The sequence below is a fragment of the Sphingobium fluviale genome (assembly GCF_004122115.1).
Classification (GTDB): Bacteria; Pseudomonadota; Alphaproteobacteria; order Sphingomonadales; family Sphingomonadaceae; genus Sphingobium; species Sphingobium fluviale.
This window is the reverse complement of record NZ_SBKP01000002.1, coordinates 319,365-342,292: the sequence shown is the minus strand read 5'-3', so window position 1 is coordinate 342,292 and position 22,928 is coordinate 319,365. Positions and strand designations below refer to the sequence as shown.

Below are 22,928 nucleotides of genomic sequence, written 5' to 3'. Positions count from 1 at the left end.
CTCAATAACGCCATGTCCAACACTCCAATATCCCCTGATCACCAAAGACAGGGAAGCGTTCAAACATGGGTCACTTCTCAGTGGAAATTACTCCCCACACCGGGTCAACTCTCAATGAAAATCAACAAAGAGAACAAGCTGGATCACGCCTATTCCTTGCGCGGCAAGCTGTTGTTCCAGATGAATGATGCAACGTCGCTTCTGATTGTGGGCGACTATCTCAATCGTGAAGACAATGGTGCCACCTTTGCACCCTATCCGGGTTCTCCCAAAACCACGATTGCCTACCAGGGTATTGGGCCTTCTTCCGGCAACCGCTATGACAGCTACAGCGGAACTGCCGGTCGCACGGTCTTCAAAGGCGGCGGCATAGCGGCCACCTTCAGAAGCGATTTCGGCTTTGCCGAACTGGTTTCAATCAGCGCCTATCGCAAATTCGATTTTGCTTTCCGATATGATCTGGACGGAGCACCCTCAGTGATCGTCGATTCCGATGCCGTCGGTAATGGCAGAATGTATTCGCAGGAACTCCAACTGGTGTCCGATGACAGCGGACCGCTCAAGTGGGTGACCGGTGTCTATTATTTCAATTACCGCCAAGGCTATGACTACTTCAACCGTGACTTCCGCAATGGTCCCGCGATCAACGGAGGGACATACCGGTTCAATGCGTTAAACCGGAACGCCACGCTTGATACATTTGAAAAATCTGAGTCGATTGCTCCCTTTGCTCAAGCGGATTTCGAGGTTGTGCAGGGCACTACTATCACTGCCGGTCTGCGCTATACCTATGAAAAGCGGACATTGACAGGTGGCGGTCAGCGGACGAACGGCGCTGGCGTCGTTGCTGCACGAACTTTCAACAACCCGCCCGCGCTTGTCGCCAAGAAGGTGACGTGGCGGCTAGCCATCAATCAAAAGCTTTCCGACGACGTGATGATCTTCGCGTCTAACAGCCGTGGTTTCAAAAGCGGCGGCTTCAATATTTCCAACCCAGGGTCGGTCTCCTATCTGCCGGAGCAACTTGACGATTGGGAAATCGGGTTGAAGAGCCAGTTCTGGAATCGGCGGATCACCTTCAATGCCACCGGCTTCTACTACAAATACAAGAATGTGCAGGTATCTCAGTTCATCACCCCGCCGGGTGGTACTCCTGCACAAATCGTGACTAATGGTGCGGGCGCAAAGATTTATGGTGTCGACATCGATCTGTCGGCAAGGGTGTTCAATGGCCTTACCCTGACGGGCGGCTTGAGCCTCATCCATCCTGAATTTACGGATTATCCGAATGCGCCGCTCACTATTGACAAGACGGCCGCTGCTGGCGGCGGTATCACAACCGCTATTCTGCCTAACGCCAAAGGGAAGCGGCTTCCCTATGCCCGCAAATACGGGCTGACCGGCGCGGTTGATTATGTGACCCCTGCCTTTGGCGGCAATCTGGGAGTCAACATCACGGCGACACAGAATGGCGACTATTATTTCGAAGCCGATAACACCACACGCCAGCCATCCTACACGATGCTGAACGCCAGTATCAAGGTATCGAACGCGTCGGATAGCCTGAGCTTGCGGTTAGGCGTTTCAAACTTGCTGGACGAGGAAATTTTTGCGCGAAATGTGACCCTCGCGTCAGGTCGACTGGTATCTTACGGCGTAGCGCCACGGGAATATACGCTGACTCTGGGAGCAAAATTCTAGTTGTTTTTCAGCCGTCGGCGCGGGGTAAGCTTTGCTGCACAAGGGCTATGTTAATAGGACATCAGGCGGGCGGGGTGACTCAGGTCATCCCGCCCGCTCCGTTAGGCAACTGCCATGATCCATACCTTGCTTTTGTGCAGTCGCCTCCAATGCTCTTGAGCAATCAGCTCGTAAGGATCGGATTTATCGGGATATCCGGGTACCTTGAAAGGGTACATTCAATCAGGAGGAGCGACATTGGCCACCCCAATTTTGACTCAGGACCAATCGGTGACGTGGCAGACCGCGCAGCTGTCAATGCTGGAACGAATGCTGCTCATCCGCCATGCGGAATCCCGTCTGGCCAGGGTGGCAAAGGAAGTCGGTTTGCCGGGTGGCGTGCATTTGTCGATCGGTCAGGAGGCGACGGCAGTGGGCATATGCTCTCAGCTTGAAGAAGACGACTGGATGACCAGCACACATCGCGGCCATGGCCACTTCCTCGCCAAGGGTGGTGACGTCAATGCTATGTTCGCTGAAATCTGGGGCAAGAGTAGCGGCATCTGCAAGGGTATGGGCGGCTCCATGCATGTAGCCGATTTTTCGAAAGGCATTATCGGTGCGAATGGCATCGTTGGCGGCGGCCTCGCCATTGCAACAGGAGCAGCGCTCGCCGCGCAGCTCGACGGAAACGGGCGTGCTGCCGTCTGCTTCTTCGGTGACGGCGCAGCGAACCAAGGCGTATTTATGGAATGCCTGAACGTAGCCAGCATATGGAATCTACCGGCTATCTTTGTGTGCGAGAACAACGGCTTGTCAGAGTTTACGGTTTCCTCGACCGTCACCGCCGGAAAGCTCTCAGACCGGGCACGGGCGTTCGACATGCCTGTAAGCGTGGTGGACGGCAATGACGTGCGCGCGATCGCACAGGCCGCCAGAAACGCTGTAGAGCGATGCCGCCGCAGCGAGGGCCCCTCTTATATCGAGGCAAGCACCTATCGCATTCAGGGGCATCTGGAGGCGGAGGACATGATCCTTGGCGGGGGTACTTATCGCACCAACGACGAGGTAGAACGCTGGCGCAAGGACGACCGAGATCCGATCGCCCGGTTCCGAGACTGCCTGAATAATGAAGGTGTATGTGACCATACGCTGTTCGCCACTATGACCGCCGACGCGGAAGCCGCTGTAGAAGCAGCAGTCGCCTTCGCCGAACAGGGAGACCCCGCAGACACGAAGCTCGCCTACGCGTTGATGGGCGTCGGTGAGGAGGCCTGATATGTCGAGAAAACGCTATACGCAGGCGATCAACGAAGCCCTGCACGAAGAGATGGAGCGCGACCCAAAGACGATCCTTTTCGGTGAGGATGTCGCCCTCGCCGTATTTGGTGATACGCGCGGCCTGCTTGACAAATTCGGACCGAAGCGGGTGCGCAACACGCCAATATGCGAGGCAACTATAGCTGGCATGGCGGTGGGCGCCGCCGCCGCAGGGTATCGCGTGATCGCGCATCTGCTCTTTTCGAATTTCATCTATACCGGCTTTGATGCGATCGCCAATCAGATGGCGAAGTTGCGGCTGATGACGGGTGGGCAGATCGACCTGCCGATAACCGTGCTGGCTGTTTATGGTGGCGGAGCATCCCAAGCCGCGCAGCATTCGGACGCGAACCACCCCGTTCTCATGAACCTTGGCGGGATCGACGTTCTTGTCCCCGCTACGCCGGCGGACGCCAAGGGCATGCTGAAGACGGCTATCCGCAGTAATCGGCCCTCCTTCTTTCTGGAGGCATCGGGCCTCGGCGCGGTTGGCGGCGAAGTGCCTGATGGGGAGCATCTTGTTCCGTTAGGAAAGGCATCGGTGGCACGTGATGGAATGGACGTCACGCTCATCAGCGTAGGATCGATGATCCGCGCGACACAAAATGCCGCAAAGAAGCTGGCTGAAGCGGGTGTCGATGCAGAAATTATCGACGTTCGCTCGCTAGTCCCTCTGGATGAACGGACCATCATCAAATCGGTGATGAAAACCGGGCGCACGGTCATCATTGACGAAGCGCGCGACATGTGCAGCGCCGCAAGCCATATCGCTGCGGTAATAGCGGACAAAGGGTTTGCCGGCCTGCGCGCGCCGGTCCGGCGGGTGACAGTCAACAACAGCTCCATGCCCTATGCGCCCAATGCCGAGGCCGCCATCTTCCCTAACGCCGACGATATCGTGCGCGCCGCTACTTCCATTTGCCAGCCAGAGACAGCAGCATGAAGATCACGCTTAAGCTTGCCCGCGTTGGCATGAGCATGCAGGAGGCGACCATCGCGCAGTGGCACAAAAAGCCGGGGGATAGCTTTGTGGCCGGCGATCCGCTTTACGCTATTGAAACCGACAAGGTCACTCATGATATCGAAGCAACTGCCGATGGAACGATGCTCGAAGTCTTCGTGGAGGAAGGCGAGGACGTCGAGGTCGGCGCGCCGCTGTGTACAGTCGATGTCATGATGTAGGTGTCTCGCCGCCCCTCTCCGCTGCCCAGCTCATATAGTCGATATTCTGGCCGGTTTGCGTGCAGGCAGGATCGGCAAGCGCAAGCGCAAGGCGTGCAACATCATCAGCTGTATGCAACGTCATCGGATCTTCATGCGGGAAATGCCGGGCCCGCATATCGGTCCGCGTCGGCCCCGGATTGATGATGTTAGCCCGTATCGGCCCGTCGTTGGTATCGGCGGCATAGATGCGCGCGATCGCCTCCAGCGACGCTTTCGTTACGGCATAGCTGGTATTTGGCAGGCGTGTTACCCGCGCTGCGCCAGAACTCATAAAGATGACGCGGCCAGCATCCGACTGTTCGAGCAGGGGCTGAAGCATGTGCAGCAATTGCACATTGGCGAGTACATTACTCTGAAAAACCGTGTCCCACTGATCCGGCGTGACCATAGCTATCGGTGCAACCGGACCTGATGTCGCGCCATTGGCGACGAAGATATCGAGCCGACCGGCACTGGTGACAACAACTTGGTCCCCTACTGCGGCGACTGACCTCCGATCCGCAAGGTCTCCAACCAGAGCCGTCGCACGAACCCCATATCCCTCAAGTTCGGCCGCCAAAGCATCGAGCCGTTCCTTATTCCGCGCCATCAGAATTATATCAGCACCCTCCTGAGCATAAAGGCGCGCGATTGCCGCCCCGATACCTTCGGAACCACCCGTGATAAATGCTTTCCGGTTCGCCAGTCGCTTCACCATCGTACCTCCAGTTCAATATTCCCAGTAACGAAGGCGAATCGATCAGACGCAAATCGAGATGGCTCGTCAGTTTCTGGAAACTTATTATGAAACAGTTCGTCGCGCTCTGGTGAGCGATCAGCATTATATGAGCCTGAACGGTTTCTTTGTAAGCAGACACATGCCTTCTGTTGCGCTGATTCCGCAGCAGAGTAGCGGGGGCAACATACAATGTCCGCATTCACTGTTGTGCATCGCGCGCATATCCGCACTTAGCCCATGAGCGGACGAATGATCGAGTGCTTGATGCAGTAATTCAATACCCCGAACAGACTCCTGAAAGATGAAGGCAGATGGTATCGTTGGCCGTATTTATCCTGGTGCACGGATTATGCTGCGTATGTTCAGCCATGGACCTTTGATAAAGAGGTATAGCAATGCTCTCTGATTTTGGTCAGCCACATCGCGGCATCATCCAAACGGCTTATGTGGTCGAAAACCTTCGCGCTTCGGTCAATATATGGCATAGTACTCTCGGTGTTGGCCCATGGTTCGTTGCTGACCGGCTTTGCCTCGAAAGTGCGACATATCGCGGCTTGGCTGTGGAGCAGGATATTGCTGTTGCCATGGCGTTTTCAGGGCACACATTGTTTGAACTGATCCAGCCGCTCAGCGATGGCCCATCCGTCTATCACGATATTATTGAAGCGAGCGGCTACGGCTTTCACCATGTTGCGCGCGCGTCAGTCGATTTCGACGCGGACATTGAGTTTTATGCTGCTCAAGGCCACCCCATGGTCTTTCAGGCGTTGGTGCCGACCGGTTCGCGTATTGCATATGTGGACACTGTCGGCGCGATATCCGGCTTTACCGAGTTGATCGAGTACAGCCCACTCAACGACCGGTTTTTCACACAAATTTATAAGGGCGCGCTGGGATGGGAGGGCGACGATCCCGTCCGCTCGTTCGACGATCTGGCATAAGGGAGACAATGATGCTGAGTTACGAACAGGAAGCCATCGACAAGATGATCATCGCCCAGCAAGTAGCGGCATGGGGCATCCACCGCGACGCCGGCAACTGGGAACCCCTGCGCGAGATCTGGACCGAAGATGGAACGATCGAGGTGACATGGTTCAAGGGCACTGCGGACGAGTTCATCGACGCCAGTAAGGAATTGACAGAAAATCCCAACAGGCAGCCATTCAACCAGCATCTCTTCTGCGGCTCCGTTATTGAAATTAACGGAAACCATGCAGTCTCCGAAGCACGTGGGGAAGTGCTGATCCGCCTGCCGTGTCATGGCGTGATGTGCGACATCACGTCAATCGTCAGGTTCTATGACTTCTTTCTGAAAACATCGGATGGGTGGAAAATGAAGAAGCGTGTGGGCGTGTTCGACAAGGACATGATCGCGCCGATGAACTATGGCGAAGAGCTGAAAATCGATATTGACCGGCTAAACAGCTTTCCGCCGGCTTACCGTCATATCGCCTACTGCCTCTCGCAGATGGGTATCGAAATGAACATGCACCTGCCCGCCCCCAACAGCCCTGAGCAAAGGGCACTGTATGAGGAAGGTGCGGCATGGCTCGCGGCAGGCAACACTAGCAGCTCCTGAGGGGGCAGAGCATATTAATGGGATGATCATGACCTGAGCGATAAGCGCGCGTCTGCGATGCTTCCACTTACGGCTGGCCCGGCAGATGCCAGGTCGGCGCCAGCCGCGTACAAAGGCCTTCTTCAGCCTGATATAATGGCACACCCACAAACATCGCCGATAGAGGCTGATAGAAGCGGCGCAGGCTGACCGGTGTCAGCCAGAAATCCGAGCCGGACAAGCGCACCACATTGAGGATAGATATGAACGCTGAAGCAAAGATTTCGGTCACGCCGACATTTCGTGCGGAATATGGTCACTTCATCGATGGGGCATGGATTGGATCTGACGGCAGCAAGGTTATCGGCCTATCGAACCCTGCTACTGGCCAGCATCTTGCAAATATTCAGGCCGGCACCCCGGCGGACGTAGGGCGCGCAGTCGCGGCGGCCAAGCGCGCCTTCCCGGCATGGTCACGAACATCCTTTGAAGAGCGGCAGCGTATTCTGCTGGAAATCGCGCAAAGGCTGCGCGCGCGAAGCGGAGAGTTTGCCGTGATGGAATCCCTCAACAACGGCAAGACTGTTCACGAAGCCACGATCCACGATCTGCCCGAAGCGATCGGCCAATTCGAATATTTTGCCGGGTCAGTATGGTCACTGAAGGGTGAGACGCATAATCATGCTGACTTGCTGGGCCTCGTTCACCGCGAGCCGCTGGGTGTGGTCGCTCAAATAATCCCCTGGAACGTCCCCCTGCTCATGGCGTCGATGAAAATTGCGCCCGCTTTGGCTGCGGGCAACACGATCGTCCTGAAACCGTCCGAAATCGTCTGCCTCACTGTGCTGGAGTTCGTCGCCGAGATTGCGGACCTGCTTCCCCCCGGCGTTCTCAATGTCATTACCGGCTACGGCCAGGACGTCGGCGAGGCACTCGTCACTCACCCTGATATCCGCAAGGTTGCCTTCACCGGATCCACCTCGACCGGGCGAAAAATTATAGAATATGCTGCGCGCAATATCATTCCGCAAACCCTGGAACTGGGCGGCAAATCCGCCAACATCATCTGCCGCTCTGCTGATCTGGATGCCGCAGCTACAACAGCTGCAATAGCGATGGTTTTCAACAAGGGCGAAGTATGTATGGCCGGATCTCGGCTCTTTGTTGAGCGCGCTGTCCGCGACGCGTTTCTTGAAAAATTTGTCGCAGCTGTTGAGCAGATCCGCGTAGGCGATCCCCTCAACGAGAAAACCGGTCTCGGCTCCCTGTCATCGCGCATGCAGTATGACAAGGTGCGCTCCTATTTCGATGTGGCGCGCGAGGAGGGAGCAACGATCCTGTCTGGCGGGGACATAGCCACCGATACAGGCCTGCAATCAGGGTTTTTTGTAAAGCCAACAATTCTGACAGACGTACACAATCGTATGCGGGTCGCTCAGGAGGAGATTTTTGGTCCCGTAACGAGTGTCATCACATGGGATAGCGAAGAGGAGCTGCTGTCTCAGGTCAATGATTCACTTTATGGTCTCGCAGGCGCCGTATGGTCGGAAGATTTGCGGCAGGCGCACCGGATCTCGCGGGCCATGCAGACCGGCATCGTGTGGATCAACACCTATTATAATCTGCCACGAGGCATGCCGCTTGGTGGGTATAAGCAAAGCGGGTTTGGCCGGGAACTTACGTGGGATCTGTTACGCGAGTATACGATTCAAAAATCGGTTATCATCCCGCTCAGCTATTCCGGCTTGCCACCACAATAGTACAAGCGAAGCGGCTGATCGGCGTCGCCAGACATAGGTGCGGCCGGTCCTTTTGCCGCAAGCGGTATGGCACATAATAGAAAACGGGCCGCCGGAAATATCCGACGGCCCGTTTTACTATTATTGCAAAAAGACGATCAGTCCTGCGTCAGAAAATCCGGCAAGCCGCCTGGCGCTTCGCCTTCATTATCTGCGCGCTCCGGGCGCGGACCGCGATCACGGTCACGACCGCCACCGCCGCCGCCACCCCGGCGACGATCGCCCCGGTCGCCACGATCTCCGCGCGGGCCGCGATCACCACGCTCGCTCTTTTCACGCGGCGGGCGGGTATCTTCCAGTTCCTCGCCGGTTTCCTGATCGACGACGCGCATCGACAGGCGCACCTTGCCGCGCGGATCGATCTCCAGCACCTTGACCTTCACTTCCTGGCCCTCGGAAACGACATCGCCCGGCTTCTCGACACGCTCGTTGCGCATCTCTGAGACGTGGACGAGGCCATCCTTGCCGCCCATGAAGTTCACGAATGCGCCGAAATCGACGATATTCACGACCTTGCCGTTATAGATCTTGCCGACTTCCGCTTCCTCGACAATGCCGAGAATCCATGCCTTCGCCGCCTCGATCTGCTTGATGTCCGACGAACTGATCTTGATCAGGCCTTCATCATCAATATCCACCTTCGCGCCGGTTTCCGCCACGATCTCGCGGATCACCTTGCCGCCGGTGCCGATAACTTCGCGGATCTTCGATTTGTCGATCTGCAAGGTTTCGATGCGCGGAGCATGCGCCGAAAGCTCGGAGCGGACTTCGCCCAGCGCCTTCGCCATCTCACCCAGAATATGCGCGCGGCCCTCGTTCGCCTGAGCAAGCGCCTTGCGCATGATCTCTTCGGTGATACCGGCGATCTTGATGTCCATCTGAAGGCTGGTGATACCCTCGGACGTACCCGCGACCTTGAAGTCCATGTCGCCGAGATGATCCTCGTCGCCCAGAATGTCCGAGAGAACCGCGAACTCCTTGCCCTCAAGGATCAGGCCCATCGCGATGCCCGACACCGGACGCTTCAGCGGAACGCCCGCATCCATCATCGAGAGCGAACCGCCGCACACCGTCGCCATAGAGCTGGAGCCGTTGGACTCGGTGATGTCAGACAGAACGCGGATCGTGTAGGGGAACTCATCCTTGCTGGGAAGCACAGGGTGCAACGCGCGCCATGCAAGCTTGCCATGGCCCACTTCGCGGCGGCCCGGAGCACCGAAACGACCCACTTCGCCGACCGAATAGGGCGGGAAGTTATAGTGCAGCATGAAGTTCTCATAATGCAGGCCATCGAGCCCGTCGATCATCTGCTCCGCATCCTTGGTGCCGAGCGTGGTGGTGCAGATCGACTGCGTTTCACCGCGCGTAAACAGCGCCGAACCATGCGTACGCGGCAGGAAGCCGACAATTGCCTCGATCGGGCGGATCTGCGTGGTGGTGCGGCCATCGATACGCTGACCATCCTTGAGGATGGCGCCGCGCACAATCTCTGCTTCCAGCTTCTTCATGGTCTTGTTGGCGACCATCTGGGTCTGTGGGCTTTCCTCCGCGAACGCTGCCTTCGCCTTGGCGCGGGCTTCGTTCAGCGCGTTGGAGCGCGCCGACTTGTCGGTGATCTTGTAGGCAGCGGCAATATCCTTGCCGATCAGGGTCTTGAGCTTCGCCTTCATCTCGGCCGTGTTGTCCGAAAGGTCGATCTCCCACGGATCCTTGGCGGCCTTCTCGGCCAGCTTGATGATCGCGTCGATCACCTGTGCGCTCGCCTTGTGGGCGAACATCACCGCACCGAGCATCACCTCTTCCGAAAGCTCTTTCGCTTCGGATTCGACCATCATCACCGCGTTTTGGGTGGCGGCGACAACGAGATCCAGCTCGCCTTCCTTGGTTTCATCCAGTGACGGGTTAAGCTGATACTCTCCGTCCTTATAGCCCACGCGCGCCGCGCCAATCGGCCCCATGAAGGGCACGCCGGAAATGGTGAGCGCTGCTGACGCCGCGACCATCGCAACGATATCCGGCTCGGTCTCGCCATCATAGCTGAGGACCTGGCAGATCACGTTGATCTCGTTGTAGAAGCCTTCGGGGAACAGCGGGCGCACCGGGCGGTCGATCAGGCGGCTGGTCAGCGTTTCCTTCTCGGTCGCGCCGCGCTCACGCTTGAAAAAGCCGCCGGGGATACGGCCAGCAGCGGAATATTTTTCCTGATAGTGAACGGTGAGCGGGAAGAAATCCTGCCCTTCTTTCACGGATTTGGCGGCCGTGACAGCGCACAGCACCACTGTTTCGCCGTATGTCGCGAGAACCGCGCCATCGGCCTGACGGGCAACACGGCCCGTTTCGAGTGTCAGGGTCTTTCCGCCCCACTCGATTTCAACTTTCTTCATATCGAACATTGGTTTTCCTTCCACCCGCCGGCCCTATTGCGCGGAGGGGCTTACCTAATGCGGGCAAAGCCGGCCCGCGGCGGTGCGGAGGCATTCTTCTCGCCCCCTTGCTCAGCGCCATGCCGAATTGCATGGGCACCGAATCGAAACGGCCCCAACTTGGGGCCGCCTCTTGATGCCTGACCTTACTTGCGAAGGCCCAGCTTGGCAATCAGCGCCTCATAGCGGCCCTGATCTTTCTTCTTGAGATAATCCAGCAGGCTGCGACGCTTGTTGACCAGCATCAGCAGGCCACGACGGCTGTGATTATCCTTGTGATGTCCCTTGAAATGCTCGGTCAGGTTCGAGATGCGCTCAGAGAGGATCGCAACCTGCACTTCGGGCGAACCCGTGTCGCCCACATTCTGGGCATGTTCCTGTATCAGCGCGCTCTTGCGCTCAGCTGTAATCGACATCGTCATCCTTTCTGAAAACTAGAGATTGAAACCCCGCACGACCCTGATCTCAGGGCCGAGGCCTTCCACCAGCGCGATGGGCGTTTCACCCTCCAGCGCCAGCATCAGACCCTGCTTGCGGGGGTCTCCCAAGAGCTGCTTGCCCTGTTTCAAAGCAAGCGCCTCTGCGGGAGTGACGGACAGAGCCGGGATGTCGTCCAGCCCAACCGTCAACGGCAGCACATGCTGCGCGATGATGCGGCCCTTAGCAGCTTGCGTAATTTTGTCCAGCGAAATCGCGGATTCCAGAGCGAACGGCCCCGCCTTGGTGCGCCTCAGCATGGTCACATGGCCCACCGTGCCGAGCGCGTGGGCAATATCCCGCGCGAGGGAGCGGATATAAGTGCCCTTGGAGACAGTGGCTGAGAAAGTTGCGCTTTCTGCATCGCAGGACAGCAGAGTCAGGGCGTGGATAGTCACGGCGCGGGTTTGCAACTCCACCGCCTCCCCTGCCCGCGCGAGGTCGTAGGCACGGCGACCATCGACCTTGAGTGCAGAATAGGCAGGCGGCATCTGTTCGATGGGGCCGGTAAAGCGCGGCAGGATTGCCTCTATTTCCGCCGCAGTGGGCTGCGCGTCGCTGGTGGCGATAACCTGTCCCTCGGCGTCCAGCGTATCCGTCTCCGCGCCAAACTTTACGCAAAAATCATACGCCTTGTCGCTATCGAGCATCCGCCCGGCGAGCTTGGTCGCCTCTCCCAGCGCTATGGGAAGCACGCCAGTCGCCAGCGGATCGAGCGTACCACCATGGCCGATCTTGACCTTGGGCAGGCCCGCCTCGCGCAAGCATCGCTTCACCGCCGCCACCGCCTGCGTACTGCCCAGGCCATAGGGTTTGTCGAGGATGATCCATCCGTGGGGGGCGTCTGCGCCCGGCGCATCGCTCATTCGCCGCTTAAATCCCGCGCCACCTTGGGATCACGCAGTAACTGTTCGATGTGGCTGCCCTCATCGAAACTCTCGTCGATGATGAACTTGAGCTTAGCCGCATTCTTGGTCTTTACCCGCTTCGCCACCTCGCGCTGGAGATAGGCGGTGTTGGTACGCAGCGCTTTGAGCACCGCTTCTTCATCGCGCCCCAGCAGCGGCTTGATGAAGGCTGTGGCATGGCGCAGGTCCGGCGTCATGCGCACTTCGGTCACGCTCACCATATGCTTGGCGAGCACCTCGTCATGCACATCGCCGCGCTGGAGGATGTCCGCCAGCACATGGCGCACCTGCTCGCCTACACGCAATATGCGGACGGAAGGGCCTTCGTTGGCGGCCATCGGCAGTCCCCTACAACCGGGCGATCACAACACCCGCGCGCGCTCTTCTACCTCGAACAGTTCCAGCATGTCGCCGGGCTTGATGTCGTTGGTATCCGCGAGCACCGCGCCGCACTCCAGGCCTGCGCGCACTTCCGCAACATCGTCCTTGAAGCGGCGGAGCGAGGCGATGATCGTCGCCGAAACGATGACATCGTTGCGGGTAAGGCGCGCGTTGATGCCCTTGCGGATGAAGCCATCGACCACCAGCATACCGGCAGCCTTGTCTTTCTTGCCTGCGGGGAACACGTCCTTGATCTCGGCGCGACCGACAACCGTTTCGATGCGCTCTGGCGCGAGCTGGCCCGCCATCTCGCCCTTTACTTCCTCAAGCAGGTCATAAATCACGTCATAATAGCGCAAGCTCACCTTGTCGCGCTCGGCCAGTTGCCGCGCCTTGGCATTGGGGCGCACATTGAAGCCGATCAGCGGCGCGCGGCTGGCAGCGGCCAGCGTCACATCGCTCTCGGTGATCGCGCCGACGCCGGAGTGCAGCACCCGCACCTTGATCTCATCGGTTGAGATACGGTTGAGCGAGCTGACGATCGCCTCGACCGAACCCTGCACATCACCTTTCACCACAATCGGATATTCGATCTGGGTGGTGTTGAGCGCAGAGAACATATGCTCGAAGCTCGTCGGCGCCGATGTCGTGCGCTTCTTCGTCGCCTGCTCGGCGCGATAGGCGGCAACCTCGCGCGCGCGCGCCTCGTTCTCCACGACAGAAAGCTGATCTCCCGCCATCGGTACGCCGGAAAGGCCAAGCACCTCGACCGGCATGGATGGCCCGGCTTCCTTGATGTTCTGGCCCTTGTCGTTGACCATCGCGCGGACCTTGCCGCTCTGCTCGCCAACGACGAAAATGTCGCCGACCTTGAGCGTGCCGCGCCCTACGAGAATAGTGGCCACCGCGCCGCGGCCCTTGTCGAGTTGCGCCTCGATCACGCGGCCTTCTGCGGTACGATCCGGGTTGGCTTTCAGCTCCAGCAGTTCGGCCTGAAGCAAGATCTTCTCGATCAGCGTATCAAGGCCAATCTTCTTGAGCGCTGACACCTCGACATCCTGCACCTCGCCGCCCATCTCCTCGACCATCACCTCATGCTCCAACAGGCGCTCACGCACACGCTGGGGGTTGGCGGTATCGAGGTCTATCTTGTTGATCGCGACAATCATCGGCACGCCGGCCGCCTTGGTGTGGTTGATCGCCTCGATCGTCTGCGGCATCAGCCCGTCGTTCGCCGCGACGACCAGTACAACGATGTCGGTCACGTTGGCCCCGCGAGCGCGCATCTCGGTAAAGGCTTCGTGGCCCGGCGTATCGAGGAAGGTGATGATCTCGCCCCCCTTCGCCTTGATCTGATAGGCGCCGATATGCTGGGTGATGCCACCTGCTTCGCCCGCCACCACATCGGTGCCGCGCAACGCATCCAGAAGGCTGGTCTTGCCATGGTCAACATGGCCCATGATCGTGACGACCGGAGCGCGGGGCTTTAGGGTTTCATCCGCATCGACATCCGCGCCCGTATCGATCTCGACATCGGCGTCCGAAACGCGCTGGATGCGGTGGCCGAATTCCTCGACCAGCAGCTCCGCCGTATCCTGATCGATCGTCTGGTTGACGGTGACAGGCATGCCCATCTTGAACAGCGCCTTCACCAGATCCGCGCCCTTTTCGGCCATGCGGTTGGCGAGTTCCTGCACCGTGATGCCTTCCGGCACCACGACATCGCGCACCTGCTTTTCGCGGTTCTGCTGGCTGCCGCCATGCGTGCGGCGATGCTCCTTCTCTCGCGCACGCTTCAGGGCGGCAAGACTGCGCGCACGGGCGCTGTCATCATCGGAAAGCGCACGATTGACGGTCAGTTTGCCGGACTGCCGCCGGTCATGATCGCCACGCTTGGCGGCACGATCCGGCTTGGCGGCAGGCTCAGGCCGCTTGGCAGGCGTGACAGGCGTAAACCGGCGCGGAGCCGGGCGGGCATCGCTGGCAGTGTCTTCCGTGACGGGTGCAACGGCGACATCATCGGCAGGCGCGGCTTCAGGCTCCGGCTTGGCAACGACCTCAACGACGGGCACGGCGGCGGCGTCCTGATCCACACGACGGTTTTCCTCGGCGCGGCGCTTCTCCTCTTCGCTGGCTGCAAGCCGCGCGGCTTCCTCGCGGCGGCGGGCATCCTCCAGCGCAGACATGCGCGATTCCTCGGCCTCGCGCAGCAGCTTCGCCTGCATCTCCTGCCGGCTCATCAGGTCGTTGCGCGGCGGTGAAGGCGGGGCGGCAGGGCGCGGGGCGGCTACGGGCGCAGCGACCGGTGCAACAGGCGCGGGCGCAGCCACAACCGGCTCCGGCGCGGCCATGGGCGCCTCGCCCGGCTTGCCGATGATGCGACGGCGCTTCACCTCGACCACGACGGTGTTTTTCCGCCCGTGGCTGAAGCTCTGCTGTACCTGACCCGATTCTACCGTCCGCTTGATGCCCAGCGGCTTGCGGCCCAGAACCGGTTTGTCTTCGTTGCTGTCACTCATCGACTTTATTCAACCTTCTCAACTTCAAACACCAAAATGCGGCATGGCCCGAACAGGCCGCCGCTCAGTCTTCATGCCCGATGGACATTGCCGCCGCCTGGGCCGTTGACCGCGCCTCCGGCGAAACTTTATCAGCCACACCGTTAGCGCATCCGACATAGCTTTGCCAGCGGCTTAACAGCGCGATAATACGCGCGGCGGCGCTGCGATCCGTAACTGCGACATGGACGACATTCTCGCGCCCCAATGCCTGCGAAAGGGCATCGCGCCCCACTGGCAAGATCATGCCCGCCAGATCCTGCCCCTCGGCCTCTTGCCCCACACGCCAGGCCTGATCGAGCTTGCGGCAGCCGTCAGGCGCTGCGTCGGCTGCATGAAGCACCATGTGAACTTGCCCACGCCGCGCCGCGACATCGATCTTCTCTGACCCGGTAATGAGGTTGGAAGACTTCGCCTCCAGCCCCAGCCGCTCCATCGCCTGCCGCTCCAGCGCGTCGGCGATCAATGTGGGCAAATCGGGTGACAGCACAAACTCGCCTGACTTGAATGCGCGGGCGAGCGCCCCCTTGAGCTTGCCGTTGGCCAGCGCCTTTTCCAGCGCAGCGCGCGACACGCCGATCCACGCGCCCCGCCCCGGCGCCTTGGCCCGCACATCGGGCATCAGCGCGCCATCGGGCGCGAGCGCAAGGCGCACCAGATGCTCTGGCGCGGCGCGATCTCCGCTCAGGATACAGCGGCGCTCCGTCATGAGAGCGCCTCGCTGCGGTTCGGTATTAAATCAGCAACCGGCCGATCATTGGGAAGCATCCGCAGCATCTGCGACCTCCCCGGTTGCAGCTGCATCCGCGCCGGGTTCATCCTCGAACCAGTGGGCGCGGGCAGCCATGATGATCTCGTTGCCCTGCTCTTCCGAGAGGCCATATGCGGCAAGGACACCGCCCTTGTCTTCCACCGCCTCGCGGTTTTTGCGTCGGTCGTTCTGGCGCTTCTTGGCGATCAGCTCGTCCGTGGCGAGGTCGGCAAGGTCATCAAGCGTCCTGATGCCCGCCTTGCCCAGCGTAACCAGCATCGCCTCTGTGAGGTGCGGCATTTCGGCCAGCGCGTCCTCAACGCCCAGCGCCCTGCGCTCCTCGCGCGCGGCGGCCTCGCGCCGCTCCAGCGCCTCTTGCGCGCGGTTTTGCAGCTCTTCGGCCAGCTCCTCGTCAAAGCCCTCGATAGCCGCCAGTTCCTCGACGCCGACATAGGCGACCTCTTCCAGCTCGCCAAAACCTTCGGCGACCAGAAGCTGAGACAGCGTTTCATCGACATCCAGCTCGTTCTGGAACAGCTCTGACCGCTCGACGAACTCCTTCTGGCGCTTTTCGCTCGCGTCTGCCTCGGTCATAATGTCAATCGCCTTGCCGGTAAGCTGGCTGGCGAGGCGAACATTCTGGCCACGGCGGCCAATGGCGAGCGAAAGCTGATCGTCCGGCACCACCACCTCGATGCGGCCCTCATCCTCGTCGATAACGACGCGGCTGACGGTCGCAGGCTGGAGCGCGTTCACCACGAAGGTCGCGGTATCTTCGCTCCACGGGATGATGTCGATTTTCTCGCCCTGCATTTCCTGCACCACCGCCTGAACGCGGCTGCCCTTCATGCCGACGCAGGCGCCGACCGGGTCGATGCTGCCATCGCGGCTGATAACACCAATTTTCGCGCGCGATCCAGGATCGCGAGCAGCAGCCATGATCGTGATGATGCCATCATAGATTTCCGGCACTTCCTGCGCGAACAGCTTTTTCATGAACTCAGGATGCGCGCGGGACAGGAAAATCTGCGGCCCGCGGTTTTCGCGGCGCACATTCAGCACGACTGAACGAACACGATCACCCACGCGCACCACTTCACGCGGGATCTGCTGATCGCGGCGGATAACGCCCTCGGCGCGGCCGAGGTTCACAACCACATGGCCAAACTCGACCGACTTCACCACGCCGGTGATGATCTCACCGACCCGATCCTTGAATTCCTCGAACTGGCGCTCGCGCTCTGCGTCGCGCACTTTCTGGAAAATCACCTGCTTGGCGGACTGCGCATCGATACGGCCCAGATCAATGGGCGGCAGCGGATCGACGATAAAGTCGCCCAGCGCCGCGCCCGGCTGAAGCTTTTGCCCCTGCTTCAGGTCGACCTGCTTGAAATAGTCTTCGACAACCTCGACAACCTCGACCACGCGCCACAGCCGCAGATCGCCGGTGTCGGGATCGAGCTTTGCGCGAATATCGTTTTCCGCGCCATAGCGAGCGCGGGCGGCGCGCTGGATCGCATCCTCCATAGCCTCGATGACGATCGCCTTGTCGATCATCTTCTCAGACGCCACCGAATTGGCGATGGCGATCAGCTCGGCCTTGTTGGCGGAAATGGCAGTGGCCATAGGGTCTATCCTTCCGTCTCTATTTCATCCGCCCCATCAGAGGATAGCGGCATTGTAGCAGAAATAAGCGCATCCGTCAGCACCAGCTTGGCGCTCTGGATATTGTCAAAGCCAATGCTCACCCGACCCAGCTTAGGGTCATCGAGCAGAATCGTCTCGCCATCCACCCCTGCAAGGATAGACTTGAACTGTTTGCGTTCAGCGACCGAATCAGTCACCGTCACACGTGCCTCATGCCCAGCCCAGTCGGTAAAGTCCTTGAGCCGGGTCAAAGGACGGTCGATGCCGGGGGACGACACCTCCAGCCGATAGGCGGTCTCGATCGGGTCACGGCCCGCAGCCTCCATGTCATCCAGCATGGAGGACAGGCGGCGTGAAAGAGCGGCGCAATCATCGATGTTGAGCTGCCGCGTTTCGGGGCGCTCAGCCATGATTTGCAGCGTCGGGTCGTCTCCGCCCAGCATCTTCACACGCACCAGATCGAAGCCGAGGGCGCGTGCCTCCGGCTCAATCATCTGTGTCAGTGCGGCCAGATCGACCAGAGTTCAAACCTTTCGATAGACATGCCCGCTTGGCGCCGGAGCCTTGCGGTTCCAGCCCTAACATGGTGGCGATGTCAGGAAGAATGGTGGGCGTTTAACCGAAGTGGATGCGCCTGACAACCTTATATTCAAATTCGCTGCGCATTCGATAACGGCTCAGATGTCACGGGGTATCCCAGCCCTTCAGGGATGCAGAGATGCTCTATGCCTCCACGCACTTCCACCCACGGCTCTATCAGATCGGCCCGATGCGCATGCGCATGCGCAACCAATGCCGCGATGCTCTCGCATTGCGCCAAACGCTCAAGATTGCGGCGGGTGGGGAAAATGATCTTCGCCCGCCCGGCATCCGCCTCATCGAGCAATTCTTGCGCCGTACGCCACACCAGCCGCACCGTCTCGCCTCCATCGGGCGCCATATCCTCCGGCACATCATCAACCACGGCGAGGAAAAAACGTGTGTCATAGCGCCGATGAACCGCATGCGCAGGCGGACGCCAACGCGTAAATGGAATAAGCCTATCGAAATTGAGGGTTAGCCCCAGCGCCTCCACCGCATCCGCCAGTGTCACACCTGATTTCAGCGCCTGCCTTAACGCCAAGGCCCGCCCCGCGATCATCGCCTCGCCGGCAAGCCCCAGCGCCAGCCCGCACTCCTCTATGCTCTCGCGCACTACCGCAATGCGTGCGGCCAGATCGTCCAGATTGTCCGCGGGTGCGAAAGCCGAAGCATGCTCTATATCGGCAGGATCAACAGCCCCGCCGGGGAATACCATTGCTCCGCCCGCAAAGGGCATGGCCCCGGCGCGCTCCTGCATCAGGAAATACGGCGCACCTTCAGGGTTATGCCGCGCGACGATCACGCTGGCAGCCGGACGCGCGAACTGGGGCTGGTTGGTCATGGCCGACTCTCTGCACATCGATATGTCGACCCGTCAAGCATTGGTCAGTTTTCAAGCGCGCGGGCGACCAGCGGCGCGATGCCGCCTATAATCTGCTCCACGCCCTGCGGGTTGGGGTGGATGCCGTCAGGCAGCAACAACGCGTCATTGCCGATCACGCCATTGAGGATGAAAGGATAGAGCGGTACGCCATAGGTCCGCGCCAGATCGGGATAGATCGGGTTGAACGCTTTGGCATAGTCGCTGCCCATATTCGGCGCTGCGACCATCCCGGCGAGCATGGCGGGAATGTTTCGGCGCTTGAGTTCATCCAGAATCGCCGTCAGGTTTTCGCGGGTTTCCTGGGGGCTAAGCCCGCGCAGCATATCATTGCCACCGAAACCTACGATGACAAGATCCGGCTTTCTGGACAAGCCATCAAGCACGAAGCCGAGGCGCCTCAGCCCCGCCGCGCTGGTATCCCCGGACACAGCAGCATTGAAAACATGCGCGACCGTCCCGTCCGCCTTCAGGCCACGTTCCAGCGCCGGGGCAAAGCCTTCCTCGCGGCCCAGCTGATATCCGGCGAACAGGCTATCGCCAAACGCCACCACAAGCGCGCCATTTTTATCAGTTTTTTGCAGGGCTTCACCCCGGTTCCCAGACGCCGCTTGCGCGTGTTCTGTAGCCGGGTCCGCACTATTGTTCGTATTGTCCGCAGGGGTACAGGCGGTGACAAGCTGGACAAGCGCAATCAGCACACCATATGAGAACAAAGTCTTCATTGCTTCATTCTTCATAGGCAGGCACTTCCCTTCATGCATATGCAAACGAACGATCCATCTTCTATCGTGGTTCGTGCAAGAAATGTCACGCTGGCTCTCGGTTCGGCGGAAGCGCCGGTGGAAATATTACGGGGGATAGACCTCGATATCCGGCGGGGAGAGAGTGTTGCCGTGCTGGGCGCTTCCGGGTCTGGCAAATCGTCGCTGATGGCGGTGCTATCTGGTCTGGAACGCGCAACCAACGGCGAGGTGATGATCGGCGGGGCGGATTTCAGCGCGCTGGATGAGGATGATCTGGCGCGGGCGCGGCGTGGGCATGTCGGCATTATCCTTCAGGCGTTCCATCTGCTCCCCACCATGACAGCGCTGGAGAATGTTGCTGTGCCGCTGGAGCTTGCCGGCGATAAGCAAGCGTTTGATCGCGCAGCGCGTGAACTGACTGCCGTTGGGCTGGGCCACCGGATGGATCATTACCCTGCGCAGCTTTCCGGAGGAGAGCAACAGCGCGTTGCCATCGCGCGCGCCATGGCGCCTGGGCCGGAAATACTCTTTGCCGATGAACCTACCGGCAACCTCGATGGCAAGACATCCGAGGCCATCGCGAACCTGCTGTTTCAGCGCCACAAGGAAACTCAGGCCACGCTGATGCTCATCACGCATGACAGATCGCTGGCCGCGCGGTGTGACCGGATTGTCGAGATCAGCGATGGCCGCATCGTTGATGAGCGGCAGGGCTGAGATGGCGCAACATGATCTGGGCTGGGGGGAAAGCTGGCGCATTGCCCGGCGTGATCTGCATGCGCGGCTGATCGGGTTGCGCCTGCTGTTCGTCTGCCTGTTCCTTGGCGTTACGATGCTGGCTGCCGTGGGTAGCCTCACTTCTGCAATCACCAAGGAAATTTCAGAGCGCGGGCAGGTGATCCTGGGTGGAGACATCCAGATCGAGATGACTCAGCGAGAGGCATCCGCCGAGGACAAGCGGCAGTTCGTACAGCGCGGTACGTTGAGCGAAACGATCCGCATGCGTGCAATGGCGAAGCGGATCGGGCACGCGCAGGGTGATGGCCCTGATGCGGTGCTGACCGAGCTGAAGGGGGTGGACACCCTATATCCGCTTTACGGTACGCTCGCTCTGCACAATGGGCGCTATGCGGCCCCGTTGCCCACGGATGCGATCCTTATCGACACCGCGCTGGCCGAGCGGCTTTCGCTGCGTCCCGGAGACAGGCTGCGCTATGGCGAGGCCGATTTCACCGTCAAAGACATCATCGCAGACGAACCGGATCGCGTAGGCGAGGGCTTCACCCTCGGCCCGGTGGCAATCGTCTCTCTGGAAGGGCTAAGGCGCACTGGCCTTATCCAGCCGGGCAGTCTGTTTGCGAGCAAATATCGCATACGGCTTCCTGCCGGAGCCGATGCAGGAGCGATCCGCAAGCGCATGGAAGAAGAGAACGCTTCGGCCGGATGGGAATTTGACGACCGGGAGAACGCCGCGCCGGGCACCAGCCGGTTTATGGGCCGCATGGGTCAGTTCCTCTCGCTGATCGGCCTCACCGCACTGGCAGTGGCCGGCATCGGCGTCAACAACGGCGTCACCTCATACCTGACCCTGCGCCGCCGCAGCATCGCGACACTGAAAATACTGGGCGCCAGCACTGCCGATATTGTGCGGATCTATCTGCTGCAGATCGGTGCCGTTTCTGCCTTTGCGATTACGCTGGGGCTAGTGGCAGGAGCGCTGACAGTGCCGCTAATCGTTGCCGTGGCGGGAGATGTGTTGCCGGTGCGTCCGGGGTTCGCGCTTCACCCCCTGCCGCTTGTCACGGCGGTGGTGTATGGTGTGCTGATCGCGCTGATCTTTGCGGTGCCGCCACTGGCACGCGCGCGGCATGAATCGGGTGCGGCCCTGTTGCGCGCAACAGTCGATCCGGCGCGGCGCGGGCTGGACAGGAGGGGCAAAGTGCTGACGACAGCTGCTGTTCTGCTATTGCTTGCGCTCGTGCTGGCAGGTGCGCGAGACATTCTGTTTTCGCTCTGGGTGATAGGCGCGATCGCAGGCGTGCTGATCCTGCTCACGGGGCTGGGGGCATTGGCCCGCTGGGCGGCGCGCAAGGTGCCGCGCCCGCGCACGCCGCTGCTGCGCCTTGCCCTTACCAACCTGTATCGCCCCGGCGCGCAAACGACCGCGCTCGTCATTGCGCTCGGCCTCGCGCTCACCCTGTTTGTGACGCTGGCGGGCATACAGACCAGCCTGAGCAGCGAGATTGACCGGACGGTGCCCGATAAGGCGCCGGACCTGTTTGTTTTGGACATCCCATCGAGTGACCGGGCCAAGCTGATCGCCACTATTGCGAGCCAAGCTCCCGATGCCGCCGTCAATATCGTGCCGGCGCTGCGCGGCACAGTCGTTGCCTATGGCGGACAGCGCGTTACCGACCGCGAAAACGTGCCGGGCGATGCCTTTCTGCTGCGCGGAGAGCGGGGCGTGACCTATAGCACCACCGTGCCCGAAGGCAGCGAGCTGGTGAAAGGCACCTGGTGGCCCGCCGACTATAAAGGCCCGCCGCTGGTGTCGCTCGATGCAGAGCAAGCGGAGGTGCTCGATCTCGATGTGGGAGACGTGCTCACCGTCAGCGTACTGGGCAGAGAGATTGACGCGCGCATCGCCTCGCTGCGGACGATCAACTGGGAGACGATGGGCTTCAACTATGTGATGGTGTTCTCACCCAGCGGCCTTTCCAGCGCGCCGCACAGCCTCACCGCCACTATCACCCTGCGCGGTGACGAGAAGGGCGCCGTAACGCGCAGCCTGCTGGCAGCCTTTTCCAGCGCGTCGGTGATCGAGACCAGCGAGCTTCTCTCAGAGGTGCGCGCACTGCTCGATCAGATGGCCGCCGCCATCGTAGCCGCCGCTTCAATTACGATCCTCGCAGGTATCGCTGTGCTGATCGGCGCGATCTCTGCCTCGCGGCAGATACGCAGCTATGACGCGATCATCCTTAAAACGCTGGGAGCGACACGCTGGCAGATCCTCGGCACCCAGGCGCTCGAATATGGCTTGATCGCGGCGGTGCTGGCGCTGGTTTCGCTGGGGCTGGGCATAAGTGCGGCATGGTTCGTCATCGTGCGGGTGTTCGAGTTCGGATGGGCGCCGGATTGGAGCGTGGTAATGGCGACATTACTGGGCGGCGCGGCGATGACGCTCGGCATCGGCCTTATCGGCTCGCTTCCGCTCATGGCTTTGCGGCCCGCGCAGGCGTTACGGAAAGTCTGAGAGCGCGGACCGGCAAAGGCAGG

21 protein-coding genes are annotated in these 22,928 nt (G+C 60.1%); 9 read left to right on the top strand and 12 right to left on the bottom strand.

The genetic code is table 11. From position 1 onward, the window contains the following. The 4 genes from EQG66_RS04135 to EQG66_RS04120 all read left to right on the top strand — a co-directional run. Positions 1 to 1,701, top strand: a 1,701-nt coding sequence (locus tag EQG66_RS04135) for a TonB-dependent receptor (protein WP_129403257.1), incomplete at its 5' end; no start/stop codon positions are given. A gap of 237 nt (positions 1,702 to 1,938) precedes the next feature. Beyond that, on the top strand, positions 1,939 to 2,958 hold the full coding sequence (locus EQG66_RS04130; RefSeq protein WP_220428629.1) for a thiamine pyrophosphate-dependent dehydrogenase E1 component subunit alpha: 1,020 nt from the start codon (positions 1,939 to 1,941) through the stop codon (positions 2,956 to 2,958). Position 2,959: 1 nt separating this feature from the next. Next, positions 2,960 to 3,943, top strand: coding sequence for an alpha-ketoacid dehydrogenase subunit beta (locus tag EQG66_RS04125; protein WP_129403256.1), 984 nt, complete (start codon positions 2,960 to 2,962; stop codon positions 3,941 to 3,943). Continuing rightward, a complete protein-coding gene (locus EQG66_RS04120) occupies positions 3,940 to 4,182 on the top strand; it encodes a lipoyl domain-containing protein (RefSeq protein ID WP_129403255.1) in 243 nt (80 codons plus the stop codon). Before EQG66_RS04125 ends, EQG66_RS04120 begins: the two co-directional genes overlap by 4 nt. Here EQG66_RS04120 and EQG66_RS04115 read toward each other — a convergent pair. Further along, positions 4,172 to 4,921 (bottom strand): SDR family NAD(P)-dependent oxidoreductase, encoded by a 750-nt coding sequence (locus EQG66_RS04115; RefSeq protein WP_129403254.1) that lies wholly within the window; start codon positions 4,919 to 4,921, stop codon positions 4,172 to 4,174. The two genes, EQG66_RS04120 and EQG66_RS04115, sit on opposite strands and share 11 nt — an antisense overlap. 416 nt (positions 4,922 to 5,337) lie before the next feature. On the opposite strand from EQG66_RS04115, the gene EQG66_RS04110 reads away from it, so the two are divergent. Beyond that, positions 5,338 to 5,883, top strand: coding sequence for a VOC family protein (locus tag EQG66_RS04110; RefSeq protein ID WP_129403253.1), 546 nt, complete (start codon positions 5,338 to 5,340; stop codon positions 5,881 to 5,883). Positions 5,884 to 5,891: 8 nt separating this feature from the next. Further along, positions 5,892 to 6,521: a nuclear transport factor 2 family protein gene (locus EQG66_RS04105; protein ID WP_164975577.1), complete on the top strand. Its 630-nt coding sequence runs from the start codon at positions 5,892 to 5,894 to the stop codon at positions 6,519 to 6,521. 67 nt (positions 6,522 to 6,588) lie between these two features. Here the strand turns inward: EQG66_RS04105 and EQG66_RS04100 are convergent, their stop codons facing one another. Further along, positions 6,589 to 6,792 (bottom strand): hypothetical protein, encoded by a 204-nt coding sequence (locus EQG66_RS04100; protein WP_129403251.1) that lies wholly within the window; start codon positions 6,790 to 6,792, stop codon positions 6,589 to 6,591. Between EQG66_RS04100 and EQG66_RS04095 the strand changes: the two genes are divergently transcribed. Further along, on the top strand, positions 6,764 to 8,260 hold the full coding sequence (locus EQG66_RS04095) for an aldehyde dehydrogenase family protein (RefSeq protein ID WP_129403250.1): 1,497 nt from the start codon (positions 6,764 to 6,766) through the stop codon (positions 8,258 to 8,260). The two genes, EQG66_RS04100 and EQG66_RS04095, sit on opposite strands and share 29 nt — an antisense overlap. Positions 8,261 to 8,397: 137 nt before the next feature. On the opposite strand, the gene pnp is transcribed toward EQG66_RS04095, so the two are convergent. From pnp to EQG66_RS04045, 10 genes are all read right to left on the bottom strand, one after another. Continuing rightward, on the bottom strand, positions 8,398 to 10,692 hold the full coding sequence (gene pnp, locus EQG66_RS04090) for a polyribonucleotide nucleotidyltransferase (protein WP_129403249.1): 2,295 nt from the start codon (positions 10,690 to 10,692) through the stop codon (positions 8,398 to 8,400). A gap of 176 nt (positions 10,693 to 10,868) precedes the next feature. Further along, the gene (gene rpsO / locus EQG66_RS04085; RefSeq protein ID WP_129403248.1) at positions 10,869 to 11,138 is read right to left on the bottom strand and encodes a 30S ribosomal protein S15; all 270 of its coding nucleotides are present in this window, start codon (positions 11,136 to 11,138) and stop codon (positions 10,869 to 10,871) included. Positions 11,139 to 11,156: 18 nt separating this feature from the next. Next, positions 11,157 to 12,065, bottom strand: coding sequence for a tRNA pseudouridine(55) synthase TruB (gene truB / locus EQG66_RS04080; protein WP_129403247.1), 909 nt, complete (start codon positions 12,063 to 12,065; stop codon positions 11,157 to 11,159). Next, on the bottom strand, positions 12,062 to 12,445 hold the full coding sequence (rbfA, locus tag EQG66_RS04075) for a 30S ribosome-binding factor RbfA (RefSeq protein WP_129403246.1): 384 nt from the start codon (positions 12,443 to 12,445) through the stop codon (positions 12,062 to 12,064). The genes truB and rbfA overlap by 4 nt, the downstream gene beginning before the upstream one ends. A 24-nt stretch (positions 12,446 to 12,469) precedes the next feature. Next, complete coding sequence (infB, locus tag EQG66_RS04070; RefSeq protein ID WP_129403245.1) at positions 12,470 to 15,007, bottom strand: translation initiation factor IF-2; 2,538 nt, start codon at positions 15,005 to 15,007, stop codon at positions 12,470 to 12,472. 64 nt (positions 15,008 to 15,071) lie between these two features. Continuing rightward, complete coding sequence (locus EQG66_RS04065) at positions 15,072 to 15,755, bottom strand: DUF448 domain-containing protein (RefSeq protein WP_129403244.1); 684 nt, start codon at positions 15,753 to 15,755, stop codon at positions 15,072 to 15,074. 45 nt (positions 15,756 to 15,800) lie between these two features. Continuing rightward, positions 15,801 to 17,423, bottom strand: coding sequence for a transcription termination factor NusA (nusA, locus tag EQG66_RS04060; protein WP_129403243.1), 1,623 nt, complete (start codon positions 17,421 to 17,423; stop codon positions 15,801 to 15,803). Between the two features lie 5 nt (positions 17,424 to 17,428). Next, a complete protein-coding gene (rimP, locus tag EQG66_RS04055) occupies positions 17,429 to 17,965 on the bottom strand; it encodes a ribosome maturation protein RimP (protein ID WP_129403242.1) in 537 nt (178 codons plus the stop codon). 128 nt (positions 17,966 to 18,093) lie between these two features. Further along, a complete protein-coding gene (locus tag EQG66_RS04050) occupies positions 18,094 to 18,867 on the bottom strand; it encodes an NUDIX hydrolase (protein WP_129403241.1) in 774 nt (257 codons plus the stop codon). A gap of 44 nt (positions 18,868 to 18,911) precedes the next feature. After that, a complete protein-coding gene (locus tag EQG66_RS04045; RefSeq protein WP_129403240.1) occupies positions 18,912 to 19,646 on the bottom strand; it encodes an arylesterase in 735 nt (244 codons plus the stop codon). An 18-nt stretch (positions 19,647 to 19,664) separates the two neighbouring features. On the opposite strand from EQG66_RS04045, the gene EQG66_RS04040 reads away from it, so the two are divergent. Further along, complete coding sequence (locus EQG66_RS04040) at positions 19,665 to 20,369, top strand: ABC transporter ATP-binding protein (protein ID WP_129403239.1); 705 nt, start codon at positions 19,665 to 19,667, stop codon at positions 20,367 to 20,369. Then, the gene (locus tag EQG66_RS04035) at positions 20,353 to 22,905 is read left to right on the top strand and encodes an ABC transporter permease (RefSeq protein ID WP_245987842.1); all 2,553 of its coding nucleotides are present in this window, start codon (positions 20,353 to 20,355) and stop codon (positions 22,903 to 22,905) included. Before EQG66_RS04040 ends, EQG66_RS04035 begins: the two co-directional genes overlap by 17 nt. The last annotated feature ends 23 nt before the right edge of the window (positions 22,906 to 22,928 follow it).

Coding starts and splice junctions, on each gene's coding strand:
- EQG66_RS04125 (WP_129403256.1), top strand. CDS start 2,960: ATGTCGAGAAAACGCTATACGCAGGCGATCAACGAAGCCCTGCACGAA.
- EQG66_RS04120 (WP_129403255.1), top strand. CDS start 3,940: ATGAAGATCACGCTTAAGCTTGCCCGCGTTGGCATGAGCATGCAGGAG.
- EQG66_RS04115 (WP_129403254.1), bottom strand. CDS start 4,921: ATGGTGAAGCGACTGGCGAACCGGAAAGCATTTATCACGGGTGGTTCC.
- EQG66_RS04110 (WP_129403253.1), top strand. CDS start 5,338: ATGCTCTCTGATTTTGGTCAGCCACATCGCGGCATCATCCAAACGGCT.
- EQG66_RS04105 (WP_164975577.1), top strand. CDS start 5,892: ATGATGCTGAGTTACGAACAGGAAGCCATCGACAAGATGATCATCGCC.
- EQG66_RS04095 (WP_129403250.1), top strand. CDS start 6,764: ATGAACGCTGAAGCAAAGATTTCGGTCACGCCGACATTTCGTGCGGAA.
- pnp (WP_129403249.1), bottom strand. CDS start 10,692: ATGTTCGATATGAAGAAAGTTGAAATCGAGTGGGGCGGAAAGACCCTG.
- rpsO (WP_129403248.1), bottom strand. CDS start 11,138: ATGTCGATTACAGCTGAGCGCAAGAGCGCGCTGATACAGGAACATGCC.
- truB (WP_129403247.1), bottom strand. CDS start 12,065: ATGAGCGATGCGCCGGGCGCAGACGCCCCCCACGGATGGATCATCCTC.
- rbfA (WP_129403246.1), bottom strand. CDS start 12,445: ATGGCCGCCAACGAAGGCCCTTCCGTCCGCATATTGCGTGTAGGCGAG.
- infB (WP_129403245.1), bottom strand. CDS start 15,007: ATGAGTGACAGCAACGAAGACAAACCGGTTCTGGGCCGCAAGCCGCTG.
- EQG66_RS04065 (WP_129403244.1), bottom strand. CDS start 15,755: ATGACGGAGCGCCGCTGTATCCTGAGCGGAGATCGCGCCGCGCCAGAG.
- nusA (WP_129403243.1), bottom strand. CDS start 17,423: ATGGCCACTGCCATTTCCGCCAACAAGGCCGAGCTGATCGCCATCGCC.
- EQG66_RS04050 (WP_129403241.1), bottom strand. CDS start 18,867: ATGACCAACCAGCCCCAGTTCGCGCGTCCGGCTGCCAGCGTGATCGTC.
- EQG66_RS04045 (WP_129403240.1), bottom strand. CDS start 19,646: ATGAAGAATGAAGCAATGAAGACTTTGTTCTCATATGGTGTGCTGATT.
- EQG66_RS04040 (WP_129403239.1), top strand. CDS start 19,665: ATGCATATGCAAACGAACGATCCATCTTCTATCGTGGTTCGTGCAAGA.
- EQG66_RS04035 (WP_245987842.1), top strand. CDS start 20,353: ATGAGCGGCAGGGCTGAGATGGCGCAACATGATCTGGGCTGGGGGGAA.